The organism is Enterobacter cloacae complex sp.6700776 (genome assembly GCF_048284255.1).
Lineage (GTDB): Bacteria > Pseudomonadota > Gammaproteobacteria > Enterobacterales > Enterobacteriaceae > Enterobacter > Enterobacter intestinihominis.
The window spans coordinates 273008-290925 of the sequence record NZ_JBLVYK010000005.1 but is presented as its reverse complement, the minus strand read 5'-3'; the positions used below and the strand labels follow the sequence as shown (position 1 = coordinate 290925).

Annotated in this window: 16 protein-coding genes; 13 read left to right on the top strand and 3 right to left on the bottom strand. The window is 57.3% G+C overall.

The features are described 5' to 3' along the window. The first annotated feature begins 132 nt into the window (after positions 1-132). The 7 genes from ACNQ0T_RS11120 to ACNQ0T_RS11090 are packed head-to-tail and all read left to right on the top strand — an operon-like array spanning position 133 to position 7907. Entirely contained in the window at positions 133-852 is a 720-nt protein-coding gene (locus ACNQ0T_RS11120) for a FadR/GntR family transcriptional regulator (protein ID WP_022647132.1), read from the top strand. After that, positions 849-1862 carry an ABC transporter ATP-binding protein gene (locus ACNQ0T_RS11115; RefSeq protein ID WP_126490717.1) on the top strand — a complete coding sequence of 338 codons (1014 nt, stop codon included), beginning with the start codon at positions 849-851 and terminating at the stop codon, positions 1860-1862. The genes ACNQ0T_RS11120 and ACNQ0T_RS11115 overlap by 4 nt, the downstream gene beginning before the upstream one ends. Further along, positions 1859-2941 (top strand): ABC transporter ATP-binding protein, encoded by a 1083-nt coding sequence (locus ACNQ0T_RS11110; RefSeq protein ID WP_022647134.1) that lies wholly within the window; start codon positions 1859-1861, stop codon positions 2939-2941. The genes ACNQ0T_RS11115 and ACNQ0T_RS11110 overlap by 4 nt, the downstream gene beginning before the upstream one ends. Before the next feature lie 2 nt (positions 2942-2943). Further along, entirely contained in the window at positions 2944-4458 is a 1515-nt protein-coding gene (locus tag ACNQ0T_RS11105) for an ABC transporter substrate-binding protein (RefSeq protein ID WP_417930032.1), read from the top strand. Between the two features lie 18 nt (positions 4459-4476). Further along, positions 4477-5418 carry an ABC transporter permease gene (locus ACNQ0T_RS11100; RefSeq protein WP_022647136.1) on the top strand — a complete coding sequence of 314 codons (942 nt, stop codon included), beginning with the start codon at positions 4477-4479 and terminating at the stop codon, positions 5416-5418. 2 nt (positions 5419-5420) lie between these two features. Next, on the top strand, positions 5421-6296 hold the full coding sequence (locus tag ACNQ0T_RS11095) for an ABC transporter permease (RefSeq protein ID WP_048965741.1): 876 nt from the start codon (positions 5421-5423) through the stop codon (positions 6294-6296). 9 nt (positions 6297-6305) lie between these two features. Beyond that, complete coding sequence (locus ACNQ0T_RS11090) at positions 6306-7907, top strand: gamma-glutamyltransferase family protein (protein ID WP_032624798.1); 1602 nt, start codon at positions 6306-6308, stop codon at positions 7905-7907. Positions 7908-7948: 41 nt separating this feature from the next. On the opposite strand, the gene ACNQ0T_RS11085 is transcribed toward ACNQ0T_RS11090, so the two are convergent. Together ACNQ0T_RS11085 and fadE are read right to left on the bottom strand one after the other, a co-directional pair. After that, complete coding sequence (locus ACNQ0T_RS11085) at positions 7949-8719, bottom strand: amidohydrolase (protein WP_022647139.1); 771 nt, start codon at positions 8717-8719, stop codon at positions 7949-7951. A 107-nt stretch (positions 8720-8826) separates the two neighbouring features. After that, positions 8827-11271 (bottom strand): acyl-CoA dehydrogenase FadE, encoded by a 2445-nt coding sequence (fadE, locus tag ACNQ0T_RS11080; RefSeq protein ID WP_126490718.1) that lies wholly within the window; start codon positions 11269-11271, stop codon positions 8827-8829. 239 nt (positions 11272-11510) lie between these two features. Here fadE and lpcA point away from each other — a divergent pair, with 239 nt between their 5' ends. Beyond that, on the top strand, positions 11511-12089 hold the full coding sequence (gene lpcA, locus ACNQ0T_RS11075; protein WP_003863232.1) for a D-sedoheptulose 7-phosphate isomerase: 579 nt from the start codon (positions 11511-11513) through the stop codon (positions 12087-12089). Between the two features lie 48 nt (positions 12090-12137). Next, positions 12138-12905 (top strand): class II glutamine amidotransferase, encoded by a 768-nt coding sequence (locus ACNQ0T_RS11070; RefSeq protein ID WP_017383120.1) that lies wholly within the window; start codon positions 12138-12140, stop codon positions 12903-12905. Here ACNQ0T_RS11070 and dpaA read toward each other — a convergent pair. Continuing rightward, positions 12876-13616 (bottom strand): peptidoglycan meso-diaminopimelic acid protein amidase, encoded by a 741-nt coding sequence (gene dpaA / locus ACNQ0T_RS11065; protein WP_006810008.1) that lies wholly within the window; start codon positions 13614-13616, stop codon positions 12876-12878. The two genes, ACNQ0T_RS11070 and dpaA, sit on opposite strands and share 30 nt — an antisense overlap. A gap of 300 nt (positions 13617-13916) precedes the next feature. On the opposite strand from dpaA, the gene ACNQ0T_RS11060 reads away from it, so the two are divergent. Genes ACNQ0T_RS11060 through ACNQ0T_RS11045 form a run of 4 tightly spaced genes read left to right on the top strand, consistent with a single transcriptional unit; the run spans position 13917 to position 17916 of the window. Beyond that, positions 13917-15260 (top strand): Na(+)-translocating NADH-quinone reductase subunit A, encoded by a 1344-nt coding sequence (locus tag ACNQ0T_RS11060; RefSeq protein ID WP_193132234.1) that lies wholly within the window; start codon positions 13917-13919, stop codon positions 15258-15260. A gap of 2 nt (positions 15261-15262) precedes the next feature. Further along, positions 15263-16498: an NADH:ubiquinone reductase (Na(+)-transporting) subunit B gene (locus tag ACNQ0T_RS11055; protein WP_022647143.1), complete on the top strand. Its 1236-nt coding sequence runs from the start codon at positions 15263-15265 to the stop codon at positions 16496-16498. Next, the gene (locus tag ACNQ0T_RS11050) at positions 16491-17285 is read left to right on the top strand and encodes a Na(+)-translocating NADH-quinone reductase subunit C (protein ID WP_022647144.1); all 795 of its coding nucleotides are present in this window, start codon (positions 16491-16493) and stop codon (positions 17283-17285) included. Before ACNQ0T_RS11055 ends, ACNQ0T_RS11050 begins: the two co-directional genes overlap by 8 nt. Next, positions 17278-17916, top strand: a complete 639-nt coding sequence (locus ACNQ0T_RS11045) for an NADH:ubiquinone reductase (Na(+)-transporting) subunit D (RefSeq protein WP_058645998.1) — start codon at positions 17278-17280, stop codon at positions 17914-17916. Before ACNQ0T_RS11050 ends, ACNQ0T_RS11045 begins: the two co-directional genes overlap by 8 nt. Positions 17917-17918 lie beyond the last annotated feature (2 nt).

Sequence of the window (17918 nt, the reverse complement as noted above, 5' to 3'; positions counted from 1 at the left end):
TTTTCAGAAAAGATCTGAACCAATGCGCTATTGGTTCGCTTATTGCTTAATCATTAGCACGATAAGTAGTCCGTCATATCAATAACTTATCGTTAATAAAAATAAAGTCATGATGAAAGCGAGCGAACCAATATGGAAAAACCTTCACGGGTTTTAGCAAATTCCAGCACCGCGCTTGACCAGTTGCGCGGGCTTATCAACCAGCACGAGTCAACACCAGGCACTCCGCTGCCCACTGAACGTGAGCTATCGGAAACACTCGGCGTAGGACGACGCGAAGTGCGTCGCGCGCTGGACGTGCTGGAAGAAGAAGGGCGGATCTGGCGCAAGCAGGGCAAAGGTACCTTCATTGGTCCGGCTGCCCCTGTTGAGCCGTTGGCGCTTCAGGGATTGGTTCAGCAAACCAACCTGCTGGAAGTCATGGAAGCTCGACTACAGCTCGAACCCGGCTTAGCCCGACTTGCGGCACTGCGTGCCACCAGGGAAAACCTCGCGCTCATGCAGCGCATGCTGGAACGCATTGACAAGGTCAGCCCGGATGACCGCGATCTTAACGAACTGTGGGATAGCGCCTTTCACCGCGCCATTGCGGAAGCTGCCGGCAACCGCCTGATGCTAGGGCTTTTCGATGCGATAGATGCCGTCCGCCGGGAGCCCGGCTGGCAGTATTTACGCGAGCTTGCCCGCACCCCCGAACGTGTCGACAACTATAACGACCACCATCACAAAATCATGTCAGCGATTATTCATCGCCAGCCTAATGAAGCTGCGGCCGCCATGCGCGAACACCTGCTCAGCCTGCAAACCGCCCTGATTCAGGCCATCCACCTTGAGGACGATTCCACGCTATGACGACGATACCCTTTAAGGACTCCATGCCCGTACTGCGGCTGCAAAACCTCAACGTTAAATTCGCGGGCTCGCCGGTAAGCGTGCTCGAAGACATCTCGCTGACGGTAAGGGCGGGCGAAACGCTGGCGCTGGTGGGCGAGTCCGGCTGCGGTAAAAGCATCACTTCCCTGGCGCTGATGGGGTTATTGCCTGCCAGCGCCAGGATCGTCAGTGGGGAGATGCACTTCCGCCGCCACGATCTGCGCAAGCTCTCGCCGCGCGAGTATGCCAATCTGCGCGGCAGCGAGCTGGCGATGATATTCCAGGAGCCCATGACCTCGCTCAACCCGGCTTTCACGCTTGGCGATCAGCTCAGTGAAGCGGTGATGCGCCATCAAACGATCTCCCGGGCTGAGGCGCTGACGGTTGCGCTACAGATCCTGGAGAAGGTGCAGATCCCGGCCGCAGAGATGCGCCTTAAGGCTTACCCGCATCAGCTTTCCGGGGGGATGCGCCAGCGCGTGATGATTGCGATGGCGCTGATAAACCATCCCAAATTACTGATCGCTGACGAACCCACTACCGCTCTGGACGTGACCATTCAGGCGCAAATTCTCGCCCTGCTCAATACCTTAAAAGAAGAAACGGGCACGGCGGTGCTGATGATCACCCACGATTTAGGCGTGGTGGCCGAAGTGGCACAGCAGGTGGCGGTGATGTATGCCGGCCAGGTAGTAGAGCAGGGAAGCGTCGAGGCGATATTTGCCGACCCGCAGCACCCGTACACAATTGGCCTGATGGGCTCGATCCCCTCCCTTGGCGTACGCAAGGGCCAGCTTTCCACCATTCCCGGATCGGTCCCGCTGCCGGAATCTATGCCTCAGGGCTGCCGCTTCGCCACCCGGTGTCCCTTCGCGCAGACGCGCTGTCATGCTGAAAAACCACCGCTCACTATGCTCGGCACGGGTCATCAGGTTGCCTGCTTCCGCGTGCCGCTGGAACAACACATTGCCCTGGGAGAAATTGCATGACCACGCCCATTCTTGAAGCCCGGGATCTGAGCAAGCTTTTCCCCGGCCCGAAAAAACTGTTTACGCCGGCCCGCTTTGTCACGGCTGTTGACCGCGTTTCACTGTCGGTGCTGCCAGGCGAAACGCTGGCTATTGTCGGCGAATCAGGTTCCGGGAAATCCACCCTCGGCCGTCTGCTGCTGCGCCTGCTGGGCGCCAGCGAAGGGCGCGTATTTTATCAGGGTGAGGAGATCACCCACGCCTCAGGCGCACGTCTGAACCAGCTCCGGCGTGAGCTACAGATCATCTTTCAGGATCCCTTCGCCTCGCTGAACCCGCGCATGACGGTAGAACAGATTGTCGGTGAGCCGCTGTGGCTGCACCAGAACATGAAAAAAGCGGATCGCCAGTACCACGTCGCCGAGCTGCTCAGGACGGTCGGCTTGCCCGCGGCCTGGGCCGGACGTTATCCGCACGAATTTTCCGGCGGGCAGCGTCAGCGTATCGGCATTGCGCGCGCGCTGGCGTCAGGCCCAAAGCTGCTGCTGGGCGATGAACCGGTTTCCGCACTGGATGTTTCCGTCCAGGCACAGGTGGTCAATTTACTGGAAAGCCTGAAGCACCAGTTGGGGCTAACGATGGTGATCGTCGCCCACGGTCTGGCGGTTATCCGTCATATGAGCGACCGCGTGGCGGTGATGTATCTTGGGCAAATCGTCGAGCTGGCCACCGTCGACGATATCTTCGACGCGCCGCTGCATCCTTATACCCAGGCATTAATTGCCTCTGCGCCGCAAATGCAGCCAGGCGTAGCGCGGGATGCGCCGCTGTTGCAGGGTGATTTACCGAACCCGGCTAATCCGCCCTCCGGCTGCCGTTTCCACACCCGTTGCCCCTATGTTAGCGATGAATGTCGTCAGGTTGAGCCGATTCATCAGGTAATCGACGGCGGACGTCAGGTCGCCTGCCACCGCTGGCAGGAGATTAATCGCGATCGCAGCGTTATACAGATCGCACCGCCATCCGCCGCATTTTTGCGCCGCCGCGCGCTGTTTGAACACGCGGCTACTCACTCCTCCCTTCCTTCAAGGAACTCATGATAATGACAATGCGTAATTCTCTTTTGACCGTACTGGGAAGTGTTATGTTGCTTGGTGCGGCGCTGCCCGCCCATTCTCAAAGCGTGCTGCGAATCGGCCTGGGTGCAGATCCGGACATGCTGGACCCGCATCTGGCGCGTACCTATTATGGCCGCTTCGTCTTTGCCTCCCTGTGTGACCGGCTGGTGGACGTGGACGAGCACCTCAAGGTGGTGCCGGGACTGGCGAAATCCTGGGCGTGGAGCGATGACGGCAAAACGCTGACCCTGGATCTCCGTGAAGGCGTGGCCTTCCACGACGGTGAAAAATTCGATGCCGCCGCCGCGAAATACAACCTCGACCGGGCCCTGACGCTAAAAGGCTCTCTGCGTAAAAGTGAACTCTCTTCCGTTGAGTCGGTGGAGGTCACCGGCCCGATGCAGATAGCCCTGCACCTGAAAACGCCGGATGCCGCACTTCTGATGCAGCTCACCGATCGCGCAGGCGCAATGATGGCGCCGGAAGCCGCGAAAAAAGCCGATTTTGCCGCCCATCCGGTCTGTTCCGGCCCGTATAAATTCGACAGCCGCGTGTCGCAGGACCGCATTGTGCTGACCCGCTTCGACAACTACTGGAACAAAGACGCCTACCACTTCGATAAAATTATCTATCTGCCGATCCCGGATGCCTCCGTGCGCCTGGCGAACCTGCGCGCGGGCGATCTCGACCTGACCGAAGGCATTGCCGCCAGCGACGTCAAAACCGTCGAAGCCGACAGCAAGCTGGCGCTGGCGAAGGTGACGGGCCTCGGATACCAGGGCATCACCTTCAATATTAACAATGGCAAAGTCCCGGCGAACGATCCCTTCAAAGATGCCCGCGTGCGTGAAGCATTTTCCCAGGCCATAGATCGCGATGCTTTAAACCAGGTAGTGTTCGAAGGGCTTTACACTCCGGCAAACCAGGCGTTTTCGCCGGTAAGCCCGTATCACGTCAATCTTCCGGTTCCCCCGCGTGACGTCGAAAAAGCCAAAGCGCTGCTGAAAGCCGCAGGCGTCACCGCGCCGCTGACCGTCAATCTACTGGTGCCGAACAACCCAACCTCGCAGCAGGTGGGCCAGGTATTGCAGGCGATGGTGGCAGAGGCGGGCTTTAACCTGAACCTGCAAATGACCGAGTTCGCCACGCTGCTGGATCGCCAGCAGAGCGGTGACTACCAGTTGAGCTTCTCCGGCTGGTCGGGTCGCCCGGATCCAGATGGCAGCATCTACGGCTTTATCAACAGCAAAGGCACCCTCAACGACGGCCGCTACAGCAATGCTCAGGTGGATGAATGGCTGACGCAGGCGCGCCAGAGCACCGATCAGGCCGCCCGCCAGCCGCTGTATGACAAGGTTGTGAAGCAGCTTCAGACCGATATGCCGATTGCATACCTTTACTTCGAACCGCGCATTTTTGGCCTGAACAAGCGCGTGCAGGGCTTTAAAGCGTACCCGGACGGCATTGTGCGTCTGGCTGGCTTAACGCTGGCGAAATAAACCTCCTGAGGAGAACCCATGCTGGAACTGATTTGCAAACGTCTGCTGCTGGCTATACCCACTCTGCTGCTGGTGAGCATGATGGTGTTCGGCCTGCAAAAGCTGCTGCCTGGCGATCCGCTGATTGCCATGGCCGGGGAGGAGCGCGATCCGGCGGTGATCGCCCAGCTGCGTGCTGAGCTGAATCTGGACGCGCCGATCCCCGTGCAGTATTTCAACTGGCTGACGCGCGCGCTGCAAGGCGATCTGGGTGTCTCCTTACGCACTCATGAGCCGGTCACGCAACTGATTGCCAGCAAGTTGCCGGTCACGCTGGAACTGTCGCTGCTGGCGATGATTATCGCGCTGGTGTTTGGTATCAGCATGGGGATCCTCGCGGCGGTGAACAAAAACAGCTGGGTCGATCACGGGGCGAACTTTGTGGCGATCTCGGGGATCTCAATACCGCACTTCTGGCTGGGGATCCTGCTGATTCTGGTCTTTTCAGTAAACCTGCAATGGTTGCCTGCGTCCGGTTATGTGCCGTTCAGTGAAGATCCGATCCAGAACCTGCGGACATTGCTGCTGCCCGCGTCCGTGCTCGGAACCGGCCTGGCGGCGACGCTGATGCGCCATACCCGCGCGTCGATGATTGCGGTGCTGAAAGCGGATTACATCCGCACCGCGCGCGCTAAGGGGCTGCTGCCGAAAGCGGTGATCCTGAAGCACGCCTTTCGCAATGCGCTGGTGCCGGTGATCACCCTCACCACGTTGCTGTTCGGCGAGCTGCTGGGCGGGGCGGTGCTGACCGAGCAGGTGTTCACCATTCCGGGCTTCGGCAAAATGATCGTCGACTCGGTGTTCAACCGCGACTACGCGGTGGTGCAGGGCGTAGTGCTGATCGTGGCGATCGGTTTCCTGATGCTCAACCTGCTGGCTGACGTGCTCTACGTCCTTATCAACCCGAAAATGCGAGGTTAATCATGGCGGAACTGACGACGCAAACCGTGGCGCCCGCGCTGCCGCGCGCGCAAAACCGGGTGCTGAAAAAATTCCTCGCCAATAAAAGTGCGGTGATTGGCGCGCTTGTGGTGGGCTTTTTTGTGCTGGTGGCGCTGCTGGCGCCGTGGATCGCGCCATTTGACCCGGTCAAAGCTAACTTCCTCGCGGTGCGCAAAGCGCCATCGGCGATGTACTGGTTCGGCACCGACGAGCTGGGGCGCGATATCTTGTCCCGCATTATCTGGGGGGCGAGAACCTCGCTGATGGCGGGCTGTATGTCGGTGGCGATCGCGGTTGTCATCGGCGTGCCGCTGGGGCTGGTGGCGGGTTATTTCCAGAAGATGTGGGACGGGGTGATCTCCCGCTTTATTGAGGCACTGCTGGCCTGTCCATTCCTGATCATGGCGATCGCGCTGGGGGCATTCTTAGGCCCAAGCCTGACGAATGCCATGATCGCTATTGGACTCTCGGCAATGCCGATCTTCGCCCGCCTGACGCGCGGCCAGGTGATCGCCATTCGCAACGAAGAGTACATCGACGGCGCGCGGGCGATTGGCCTGCCGGACCGCTGGATCATCATTAAATACGTTCTGCCCAACGTGATGTCACCTATCCTGGTGCAGGCCACGCTGGCCATTGCCTCGGCGATTATCGCCGAAGCCAGCCTTTCGTTTTTAGGGTTAGGCCAACAGCCGCCGAACCCATCCTGGGGCTCCATGCTCAACACCGCAAAAGGGTTTCTCGAACAGGCGCCGTGGATGTCGGTTTTCCCCGGCGTGGCGATTTTCCTTGCCGTTCAGGGCTTTAATTTACTCGGCGACGGGCTGCGCGATGCGCTCGATCCGCGCCACGACTAAGGAGTCATGATGACCAAAGCGCTCGATTTTACAACCGGTTACGATTCACGACGCCCGCCGATGATGGGCCATAACGCCGTTGCCACCTCGCAGCCGCTGGCGGCACAGGCGGGAATGAAGATGCTACAGCTGGGCGGAAATGCCGTTGATGCGGCGATTGCAACCGCCATGGCGCTGACCGTTGTCGAGCCGACCGGCAACGGCATCGGCAGCGATGCTTTTGCCATTGTCTGGGACGGTGAAAAACTTCACGGTCTGAATGCGTCCGGTCGTTCGCCAGCCAGCTGGCATGCGGATCTGTTTGCCGGAAAAACCGCCGTACCGGAAATCGGCTGGGACGCGGTGACCGTGCCGGGTGCGGTGTCGGGCTGGGTGGCGCTGGCTGAACGTTTTGGCACGCTGCCGCTGACCACGCTCGCGCAGCCAGCCATTGATTACGCGCGTAACGGTTTCCCGGTCTCGCCGCTGATCGGCCATCTCTGGCAGCGCGGCTACAACAAGCTGAAAGATCAGCCCGGGTTTAGTGCCTGCTTTGCGCCGGAAGGCCGCGCGCCGCGCGTGGGGGAGATCTTCCGTAACCCGGCGCAGGCGAACTCACTGGAGCTGATCGCCAAAACCAACGGCGACGCGTTTTACCGTGGCGAACTGGCGCAGAAAATTGCCGCCTTCGCCAAAGCACATGGTGCACACCTGACCGAAGCAGACCTGGCGAATCACCGTGTGGACTGGGTGGAACTGCTATCGCGCGACTTCGCGGGCGGTTCGGTGCAGGAATTGCCGCCAAACGGTCAGGGGATCGCCACCCTGATTGCGCTCGGCATTCTGGAGCAGTGCGGCATCGAGAAACATCACCCGGATTCCGTGCAGGGGCTGCACCTCTCTATAGAGGCAATGAAGCTGGCGCTGGCGGATCTCGATCGCTACGTTGCGGATGAAGAGCATATGGAGTTTGCCGCCAAAGCGCTGCTGAGCGACCATTATCTGAAGTCGCGCGCCGCGCTTATCAATCACGATAAAGCCTCTGATTTTGTGTACGGATCGCCGACGCAGAGTGGGACGGTTTACCTCAGCGCAGCGGATTCCAGCGGGATGATGATCTCCTTTATTCAGTCCAATTTTATGGGCTTCGGTTCAGGGATCGTGGTGCCGGATACGGGGATCAGCCTGCAAAACCGCGGCTGCGGCTTTGTACTCGATCCCAAACACCCGAACGCGCTGGCGGGCAGCAAGCGTCCTTTCCACACCATCATTCCGGGCTTTGCGATGGACGGTAACGGCAAACCGCTGATGTCCTTCGGCGTGATGGGCGGCCCGATGCAGGCGCAGGGGCACATGCAGATGGCGCTGCGCATTATGCTGCACGGGCAAAACCCGCAAGCGGCGATTGACGCCCCGCGCTGGCGCGTGGTGCAGGGCAGGGAAGTGGTTGTTGAATCGACCTTCGATCGCAATACCATCGCGGCGCTGCGCGAGCGCGGACACCAGATCGTGGTGGAAGATCCGCTTCAGGATTACAATTTTGGCGGCGCGCAGGTGATTTACCGTATGCCGGAAGGGCACTACGTGGCTGCGACGGAGAGCCGCAAAGACGGGCAGGCGTTGGTGAGCTGATTTGTAGGCCGGGTAAGGCGCAGCCGCCACCCGGCTTTTTCTTATCCAATGCTAAATGGATCTGCATCCTGCCAGGCCGGAAACTTCTCCCGATACTCCTTTAACGCCGTTAACGAGATCTCAGCGTCAATTCGTGTCGCCTGATGCGGCTCGGCGGTGGCAATAATCTCACCCTGCGGACTGATCACCCGGCTGTCACCGCGATAGTGATGCCCGTTACCGTCCGTTCCTACACGGTTACAGCCAACGACATAAGCCTGATTTTCAATCGCGCGCGCGGTCAGTAAAGCCTGCCAGTGCAGGGAGCGTGGGGCGGGCCAGTTGGCGACGTACAACGCCAGGTCATAATCGTTGCGGTTGCGCGACCACACCGGGAAGCGCAGGTCATAGCAGACCAGCGGCAGAATACGCCAGCCGCGCCATTCAAATACCACGCGTTCGTTTCCGGCTTCATAATGTTGATGTTCATCCGCCATGCGGAACAGATGGCGCTTATCGTAGAAATGGACGTTTCCTTCCGGCTCGACCAGCAGGAAGCGATTGACCGGGCCGCGCGCGGTCTGGAGCGCGACGCTGCCGGCAATCAGCGCGTTTGTTTCCTGCGCCCTGGCGTGCATCCAGGCCACCACCTCGTCCTGCGGCATGGACTGTTTTGCTGCCTCCATCGCGAAACCTGTGGTGAACATCTCCGGCAGGACAATCACATCGCGTCCGGTAATCTCTTCCAGCTGGCGATCAAAATGGCGAAGGTTGGCGGGGCCGTCCATCCACACTAAAGGTTGCTGCAAAACAGAAATCTTTAAACCAGGCACGATACAGGCTCCTTAATAAACACTTTTTGACACTGTAGCACGTCATTACCAGAAAATGTGGCAATAAAAAACCCCGCGCGGGGCGGGGTTTGTGAGAGCAAAATACCTTATGCCGCTTCAGGTTTGCGGTGCTTCTCTGGCAGCTTTACCGGCTGAGTCGCCAGCTCTTCAGGTTCGAAATCATCCACGTTAATACTGCGCAGACGGCTCTCTTCGGCTTTCACCAGAATCGCAGCTTCGCTGTTGTCGATGATGCCACCCGCCAGCGCCTGTTTTGCCAGCTCATCCAGTCGTGTAAACGGCAGGTTTTTGCCCAGCTGTTTGCAGATCTTCTGGTGAATCGGGTCGGCGGCCATCACGTCAAGCAGCGCTTCTTCCAGCAAACCTACCGGGTTATGCGGGGTAGGTTCCAGGTATTGACCACGGCCAATACGGGAACGGGTTGCGCTTGGTACCTGGAGGATCTTCGCCACTTTATGATCCAGCTTGTCAGACGGTGCCAGATGGTGACGACCTGTCGGGAAGATCACCGCGCGCAGGGCGCCCGCCACGAAGCGGTTCGGGAAGTTTGCCAGCAGGTCGTCAATCGCCTGTTCCGCCTGATACATCGCATCCTGCACGCCCCAGTGCACCAGCGGCAGATCCGCTTCCTGACGGCCTTCATCGTCGTAGCGTTTCAGCACCGCAGAGGCCAGGAAGATCTGGCTCAGCACATCACCCAGACGGGCGGAGATGCGTTCGCGACGCTTCAGGCTTCCGCCCAGAACGGCCATGGAGACGTCAGACAGCAGCGCCAGGTTAGCGCTCAGACGGTTCAGGTGTTGGTAGTAACGTTTGGTTGCATCGCGGGTCGGCGTCGCGCTGGTCAGCCCCCGCGTCAGGCCGAGCCAGAAGCTGCGAACTTCATTGCTGCCAACGTGACCGATATGTTTGAACAGCAGCTTGTCGAAGGCATCCACGTCGTTATTCTGCGCGGCGGCCATCTCTTCCAGCACGTAAGGATGGCAGCGAATCGCACCCTGGCCGAAGATCATCATGCTGCGGGTCAGGATGTTTGCCCCTTCCACGGTGATGGCAATCGGTGCGCCCTGATAGCCGCGCGCCAGGAAGTTGCCTTCGCCAAGCATAATGCCTTTACCGCCTGCGATATCCATTGCATCAATAATTGACTGCTGTGCGCGGTGGGTACAGTGGTACTTCACAATCGCCGACAGCACGGCGGGTTTCTCGCCCAGCATAATACCGTAGGTAATCAGCGAGGCTGCGGCGTCCATCACGTAGGCATTGCCCGCAATACGCGCCAGCGGCTCTTCGATACCTTCCATCTTGCCGATGGAGATTTTGAACTGACGGCGGATATGCGCGTAAGCCCCAATCCCCATCGCCACCGATTTCAGACCGCCGGTAGAGTTCGACGGCAGGGTAATGCCGCGGCCCACCGACAGACATTCCACCAGCATACGCCAGCCCTGACCGGCCATTTTCGGTCCACCGATGATGTAGTCAATCGGCACAAAGATATCCTGACCGCGAGTCGGGCCGTTCTGGAACGGTACGTTCAGCGGGAAATGACGACGACCAATTTCAACCCCCGGGGTCGAGGTTGGGATCAGCGCACAGGTAATGCCCAGATCTTCATCACCGCCCAGCAGTTTTTCCGGGTCAGAAAGTTTGAACGCCAGACCGAGTACGGTGGCGATAGGCGCCAGGGTGATATAACGTTTGTTCCAGGTCAGGCGCATGCCCAGCACCTGTTCGCCCTGCCATTCGCCCATGCAGACCACGCCAGTATCCGGGATCGCACCGGCATCAGAACCGGCTTCCGGGCTGGTCAGCGCGAAGCACGGAATTTCCTGACCACGCGCCAGACGCGGCAGATAGTGATCTTTCTGCTCTTCCGTACCGTAATGCTGTAACAGCTCGCCCGGGCCTAAGGAGTTTGGCACGCCAACGGTGATCGCCAGGATCCCAGAAACACCCGCCAGTTTTTGCAGGACGCGAGCCTGAGCGTAAGCGGAGAATTCCAGACCGCCGTACTCTTTCTTAATGATCATCGCGAAGAAGCGATGCTCTTTCAGATATGCCCACAGCTCAGGCGGCAGGTCGGCCATTTCGTGAGTGATGGCAAAATCGTTCGCCATGCGGCAGGCTTCTTCCACCGGGCCGTCAATAAAGGCTTGTTCTTCGGCGGTCAGACGCGGCTGCGGGTAGTTGTGCAGCTTTTTCCAGTCCGGGTTGCCCTGGAACAGATCGCCTTCCCACCAGGTCGTGCCCGCATCAATCGCCTCTTTCTCCGTGCGCGACATCGGCGGCATCACTTTACGGAATCCCTTGAACACCGGCGCGGAGATCATCGACTTACGCATCGGCGTCAGGTTAAACGGCAGCAAAATGATTGCCAGGGGAACAAGTACCCAGATATTCCACAGGCCAACTACGCCAAGTGCAGCCGTCCAGGCCAGAAGAATCAGGCTACTCAGGAATAAACTGACACGGTGATAGAACAACACCCCGAGCAGCACAACGGTTGCGAAAATGCTCAAAATCATCATAAAGAAAAGCTCCCTTGCTTGTAGGAGGTCTGACCACTTGTGATGATATGGTTGTAGTTGATGTCATTTCCTTTAGCAATGTGTTTACAAAATAATTACAACCTGGTTCACATTGTTCGCGTTTTAGCCGGCACAAAAAATCAAAACGCCGGACGATTCGCATGGCTTTAGCTTCTCGCTTTTACTGCTATCCGGTACACTCCACTGTGTTATTTCATCAATACTGAAGGATTATCCTCATGTACCAGGATCTTATTCGTAACGAACTGAACGAAGCGGCGGAAACGCTGGCGAATTTTCTGAAAGATGATGCCAATATTCACGCTATTCAGCGCGCGGCGGTCCTGCTTGCCGACAGTTTCAAAGCCGGCGGTAAAGTGCTCTCCTGCGGTAACGGCGGTTCCCACTGTGACGCCATGCACTTCGCCGAAGAGCTGACCGGACGCTATCGCGAAAACCGTCCGGGCTACCCGGCGATTGCGATTTCCGACGTGAGCCACATCTCCTGTGTAGGCAACGACTTCGGTTACGACCATATCTTTTCCCGCTACGTTGAAGCCGTAGGCCGTGAAGGCGACGTGCTGCTGGGGATCTCCACGTCCGGTAACTCCGCTAACGTGATCAAAGCGATCGCCGCCGCGCGTGAGAAGGGCATGAAAGTGATCACCCTGACCGGGAAAGATGGCGGTAAGATGGACGGTACAGCGGACATTGAAATCCGTGTACCACACTTCGGTTATGCGGATCGCGTTCAGGAAATTCACATCAAAGTGATCCACATCCTGATCCAACTGATCGAAAAAGAGATGGTTAAGTAAGACTTCGCTGGGGGGCGCCGGTGCCCCCCGCTGTTGTGGAGGTGTTCTATGTGCGAACTGCTCGGGATGAGCGCCAATGTGCCAACCGATATCTGCTTTAGTTTCACCGGGCTGGTTCAGCGCGGTGGAGGAACCGGGCCGCATAAAGACGGCTGGGGCATTACCTTCTACGAAGGCAAAGGATGTCGCACGTTTAAAGATCCACAGCCCAGCTTTAACTCACCCATTGCCAGACTGGTGCAGGACTATCCTATTAAATCCTGTTCGGTGATCGCCCATATCCGCCAGGCCAATCGCGGCGAAGTGGCGCTGGAAAATACCCATCCGTTTACCCGTGAACTGTGGGGACGTAACTGGACCTATGCGCACAACGGGCAGCTCTCGGGCTATAAATCACTGGAAACCGGCAATTTTCGTCCTGTCGGTGAAACGGACAGCGAAAAAGCATTTTGCTGGCTGCTGCACAAGCTGACCGAGCGCTACCCCCGTACGCCCGGCAACATGACCGCAGTATTTAAGTACATAGCGTCACTGGCGTCTGAGTTACGCGAGAAGGGCGTGTTTAATATGCTGCTGTCTGACGGACGCTACGTGATGGCATTCTGCTCGACAAACCTGTTCTGGATCACCCGACGTGCGCCGTTTGGCGTCGCCACGCTGCTCGATCAGGATGTGGAAATTGATTTTCAGAAGGAGACCACACCGAACGATGTGGTCACTGTCATTGCAACGCAGCCGCTGACGGGCAACGAAACCTGGCAAAAGATCATGCCAGGCGAGTGGGCGCTATTTTGTCTCGGGGACCGCGTAATTTGACGCCAGCTGAGGCTGAACCACTTCATGGCTGAGCGGTTTACTCACCACGTAACGGCCATTGACGATGGACACCACCGGCGGCTTATGGGTCTGCTCGAAGTAGTCATAACCCGGTTTTAGCTGTTTCCAGAAATCTGTGTAAACAGAGTACTTATGGCGCGCCATGTTGGCATCCGTCATACGGAACGGATAGATGCTGACCTGAACATTCGGCTGGCCGAAGACCAGTGCGCCCGTGACAAACTGGAAGATTTCATCAATGCCGGAATCCGTCATCGCATAACAGCCGACAGACACGCAGGCGCCGTGGATCATCAGGTATTTCCCTTCGTAACCGTGCGCACGGTCGAAGGCATTGGGGAAACCGATGTTAATCGCTTTATAGAAGCGGCTGTCCGGTTTTAGCTGGTTACGCTGAACGTTGTAAAACCCTTCCGGACTTTTGAAGTCACCCTGGCGCTGTTTCGGCCCCAGTCCGCCAGAATAGTTACAGATTTTGTAGCTATCGAGCAGTTGATACGTCTCGCCCATTTTGACAAACAGATCGAGTGTGCGCTCTTCCTTGAAGATTTGAATATAAACAGGGGATCCCATCAACTGCTGTTTATACTCTTTGCTGACCGGCGTCGTTGAACTATTACTGCCAAGCAGCCCGGCAAACGACATGCACGGTATCAGAAGCATCGCAATGAACAATGCGATTTTACGCATACTACTGGTTCCTTGATAAAACAATGACCAACTTGCCAGAACGGCAAAAGACACCCGAAATCAGACTAATCTGGACAGGAGCGCTCACATTAGCACCGATGGAGATTTTCGCAAGAGCCAACCTTTGCGTTTACAAATTAGTTTTACTTTATAACCCATTCATATTGTCCTGACTCCAGGAACTTTGCGCAATAGCTCGCATTTCGGCGCGCCAGACGGCGGATTTACTGCCCTTGGCAGGGCCGAAAATGGTACACTCCGGCCTCTCTGGATTGTTGTTCATGGATACCTGCTAACCACATGTTTAGAATCAGAAAAGGACTCGATCTGCCAATCTCTGGCGTGCCTGAACAGCACGTAACGACCGGCGCCAGTATTCATCATGTCGCTATTGTGGGTGATGATTACGTGGGCATGCGCCCCGCGATGCTGGTACAGGAAGGCGATCGTGTAATAAAAGGCCAGGCACTCTTCGAGGATAAAAAAAATCCTGGCGTTATGTTTACAGCCCCTGCCAGCGGTACCGTCGTCGCCATCCATCGTGGTGAGCGTCGCGTTCTGCAATCGGTAGTTATTCAAATTGAAGGCGATGAGAAACGCGAGTTTGCGCGTTTTGACGCCGCCGATCTCGCTAGCCTCAGCCACGACGCGGTGCAGACACAACTGCTGGAATCAGGACTGTGGACGGCGCTTCGCACGCGTCCCTATAGCAAAACGCCCGTACCTGGCACGATGCCAGCCGCTATCTTCGTTACGGCCATCGACACTAACCCGCTCAGCGCGGATCCGCAGCCTCTTATCCTGGCGGAACGCAAAGCTTTCGATGCCGGCCTCACCGTGTTAACGCGCCTGACGCCGGGCAAAGTGCATGTCTGCCAGGCCAGCGGCGGTAAGCTGGGCGGGCATCCGCAAGGGCAGGTCGCCTTTAATGAATTTGCCGGCCCGCATCCGGCCGGGCTGGTGGGAACGCATATTCATTTCCTGGAGCCGGTAAGCCTGACGAAACAGGTCTGGCATCTTAATTATCAGGACGTGATCGCTATCGGTAAGCTCTTCACCACGGGTGAGCTGTGCGCAGAACGCATTATTGCCATCGGCGGCCCTCAGGCAACCCAACCGCGTCTGGTTCGCACGCTGCTTGGGGCAGACCTGACGGCGCTGTTGGCTGGCGAAACGAAAGAAGGTGAAAACCGCATTATTTCCGGCTCGGTGCTGAGCGGCAGACACGCGACAGGCCCGATGGCCTGGCTGGGTCGTTTCCATCTTCAGGTGAGCGTGGTGCTTGAAGGGCGCGAGAAAGAGCTGTTCGGCTGGGTGCTGCCTGGCGCAGAAAAATACTCGGTAACCCGTACCACGCTCGGCCACTTTTTGCGTCGTAAGCTGTTTAACTTCTCCACCAGCACCAACGGCGGTGAGCGCGCCATGGTCCCGATTGGCAACTACGAACGCGTGATGCCGCTGGATATTCTGCCCACTGTGCTGCTGCGCGATCTGCTGGCTGGCGATACCGACGGTGCCCAGGCGCTGGGCTGTCTGGAGCTGGACGAGGAAGATCTGGCGCTGTGTACCTATGTGTGTCCAGGTAAATACGAATATGGACCCGTATTGCGCGAGGTGTTAACCCGCATTGAGCAGGAAGGATAACCATGGGCTTAAAACACCTCTTTGAAAAAATAGAGCCGCACTTTACCGAAGGGAAGCTCAAAAAGTACTACCCGCTGTATGAAGCGACAACGACCATTTTCTACACGCCGGGTCTGGTGACGAAAGGCGCGGCGCACGTTCGCGACGCCATCGACCTCAAGCGAATGATGATTCTGGTCTGGTTTGCGGTCTTCCCGGCCATGTTCTGGGGGATGTATAACGTTGGGTTGCAGACTATTCCGGCGCTGCACCATATGTACGATGCAGAGCAGCTGGCGCAGGTGATTCAGTCTGACTGGCACTATCGTCTGGCGCAGTCGCTGGGGGTGAGCTTTGCGGCAGATGCAGGCTGGATCAGCATGATGACGCTGGGCGCTGTCTTCTTCCTCCCCATCTATATGACTGTCTTTATTGTGGGCGGTTTCTGGGAGGTTCTGTTCGCTATTATTCGCAAACATGAGATAAACGAAGGCTTCTTTGTTACCTCTATTCTGTTTGCGCTGATTGTTCCGCCAACGCTGCCGCTCTGGCAGGCGGCGATGGGGATCAGCTTTGGCGTGGTGATTGCCAAGGAGATCTTCGGCGGGACCGGACGCAACTTCCTCAACCCGGCACTGGCAGGGCGCGCGTTCCTGTTCTTTGCTTATCCGGCGCAAATCTCGGGCGACCTGGTGTGGACGGCAGCAGACGGATTCTCCGGCGCGACGCCACTTTCACAGTGGGCGGCTGGCGGCGGCGAAACGCTGGTTAACAATGCAACCGGACAGCCTGTCACCTGGTTTGATGCGTTTATTGGCAATATTCCAGGCTCCATCGGTGAAGTGTCTACCCTGATGATTTTGATCGGCGGAGCCATCATCCTCTTTGGCCGCGTGGCGTCCTGGCGCATTGTCGCTGGCGTCATGCTTGGGATGGTCCTCACCGCCACGCTTTTCAATTTCATTGGTTCAGACACTAACCCGATGTTCTCCATGCCGTGGTACTGGCACCTCGTGCTGGGAGGCTTTGCGTTTGGCATGATGTTCATGGCCACCGATCCCGTCTCGGCTTCGTTTACCGACAGAGGTAAATGGTGCTACGGCGCGCTCATTGGGGTGATGTGTGTACTTATTCGCGTGGTCAACCCGGCCTATCCGGAAGGGATGATGTTGGCCATTCTGTTTGCCAATTTGTTTGCGCCGCTGTTCGACTACCTGGTCGTGCGCGCCAACATTAAGCGGAGGAAGGCGCGTGGCTGAGATCAAAAATAACGACAGTATCAGCAAAACGCTGCTGGTGGTGCTGGTACTGTGTCTGGTCTGCTCCATTGTCGTGGCCGGTTCTGCCGTTGGGTTGAAACCGCTACAGCAGGAGCAACGTGCGCTGGATAAACAGCGTAACATCCTGGCCGTTGCCGGGCTGATGCAGGAAGGCATGACGAAGGATGACGTCGCAGCGGTGTTTGCCGAACGCATTACCGCACGGCTGGTGGATTTAAAAACCGGGGAGTTAATGGATAAAGACCCGGCGAAATATAACCAGGCGCTGGCGCTAAAAGATCCGCAGATGAGCACCATGCTTGACGCCTCGCAGGATCCGGCAGGCATTAAGCGCCGCAGCAATGTCGCGGAGATTTACCTCGTCCGCGACGAGCAAAAGCGCATCCAGGAAATCGTGTTGCCCATCTATGGCAACGGTTTATGGTCAATGATGTACGCCTTTGTGGCGCTGGATACCGATGGCCGTACGGTCAAAGGCATTACATATTACGATCAGGGCGAAACACCAGGGCTGGGGGGCGAAGTTGAGAACCCTAACTGGCGGGCACAGTTTGTCGGTAAAAAAGTGCTCGATGACAACGGCCAGCCTGCGCTGAAGGTGGTGAAAGGAGGAGCGCGTCCCGGTGATGAATTTGCCGTTGATGGCCTTTCCGGCGCCACGCTCACCTCTAATGGGGTGCAGCACAGCTTTGATTTCTGGATGGGTGAACTGGGCTTTGGTCCCTTCCTGAAGAATGTACGTGAAGGAGCGCTGAACAATGGCTGATACGGGTGAACTGAAAGAAGTTAAAAAGGTGCTGATTGGCCCACTTTTAGCCAATAACCCGATAACGCTTCAGGTGCTGGGCGTATGCTCGGCTCTGGCGGTAACCACCAAGCTGGAAACGGCGGTGGTCATGACGCTGGCGGTAACGCTGGTGACAGCGTTTTCCAGCATGTTTATCTCAATGATCCGCCACCACATACCCAACAGCGTGAGGATCATTGTCCAGATGGCGATCATCGCCTCGCTGGTGATCGTGGTTGATCAGCTTCTGCGCGCCTTCGCTTATGAAACCTCGAAGCAGCTTTCGGTGTTTGTCGGCCTGATTATCACCAACTGTATCGTGATGGGGCGCGCTGAAGCCTATGCGATGAAAATGCCGCCACTGGCGAGCTTTATGGACGGTATCGGCAACGGGCTGGGTTATGGCGTGATCCTGTTGACGGTTGGTTTCCTGCGCGAACTTATTGGCAGCGGAAAACTGTTTGGCATCTCGGTGCTGGATACGGTACAGAACGGCGGCTGGTATCTGCCGAACGGTTTGTTCCTGCTGGCACCAAGCGCATTTTTCATTATCGGTTTGCTGATCTGGCTGATTCGTACGCTGAAGCCTGAACAGCAGGAAAAGGAGTAACC

Coding starts and splice junctions, on each gene's coding strand:
- ACNQ0T_RS11120 (WP_022647132.1), top strand. CDS start 133: ATGGAAAAACCTTCACGGGTTTTAGCAAATTCCAGCACCGCGCTTGAC.
- ACNQ0T_RS11115 (WP_126490717.1), top strand. CDS start 849: ATGACGACGATACCCTTTAAGGACTCCATGCCCGTACTGCGGCTGCAA.
- ACNQ0T_RS11110 (WP_022647134.1), top strand. CDS start 1,859: ATGACCACGCCCATTCTTGAAGCCCGGGATCTGAGCAAGCTTTTCCCC.
- ACNQ0T_RS11105 (WP_417930032.1), top strand. CDS start 2,944: ATGACAATGCGTAATTCTCTTTTGACCGTACTGGGAAGTGTTATGTTG.
- ACNQ0T_RS11100 (WP_022647136.1), top strand. CDS start 4,477: ATGCTGGAACTGATTTGCAAACGTCTGCTGCTGGCTATACCCACTCTG.
- ACNQ0T_RS11095 (WP_048965741.1), top strand. CDS start 5,421: ATGGCGGAACTGACGACGCAAACCGTGGCGCCCGCGCTGCCGCGCGCG.
- ACNQ0T_RS11090 (WP_032624798.1), top strand. CDS start 6,306: ATGACCAAAGCGCTCGATTTTACAACCGGTTACGATTCACGACGCCCG.
- fadE (WP_126490718.1), bottom strand. CDS start 11,271: ATGATGATTTTGAGCATTTTCGCAACCGTTGTGCTGCTCGGGGTGTTG.
- lpcA (WP_003863232.1), top strand. CDS start 11,511: ATGTACCAGGATCTTATTCGTAACGAACTGAACGAAGCGGCGGAAACG.
- ACNQ0T_RS11070 (WP_017383120.1), top strand. CDS start 12,138: ATGTGCGAACTGCTCGGGATGAGCGCCAATGTGCCAACCGATATCTGC.
- dpaA (WP_006810008.1), bottom strand. CDS start 13,616: ATGCGTAAAATCGCATTGTTCATTGCGATGCTTCTGATACCGTGCATG.
- ACNQ0T_RS11060 (WP_193132234.1), top strand. CDS start 13,917: ATGTTTAGAATCAGAAAAGGACTCGATCTGCCAATCTCTGGCGTGCCT.
- ACNQ0T_RS11055 (WP_022647143.1), top strand. CDS start 15,263: ATGGGCTTAAAACACCTCTTTGAAAAAATAGAGCCGCACTTTACCGAA.
- ACNQ0T_RS11045 (WP_058645998.1), top strand. CDS start 17,278: ATGGCTGATACGGGTGAACTGAAAGAAGTTAAAAAGGTGCTGATTGGC.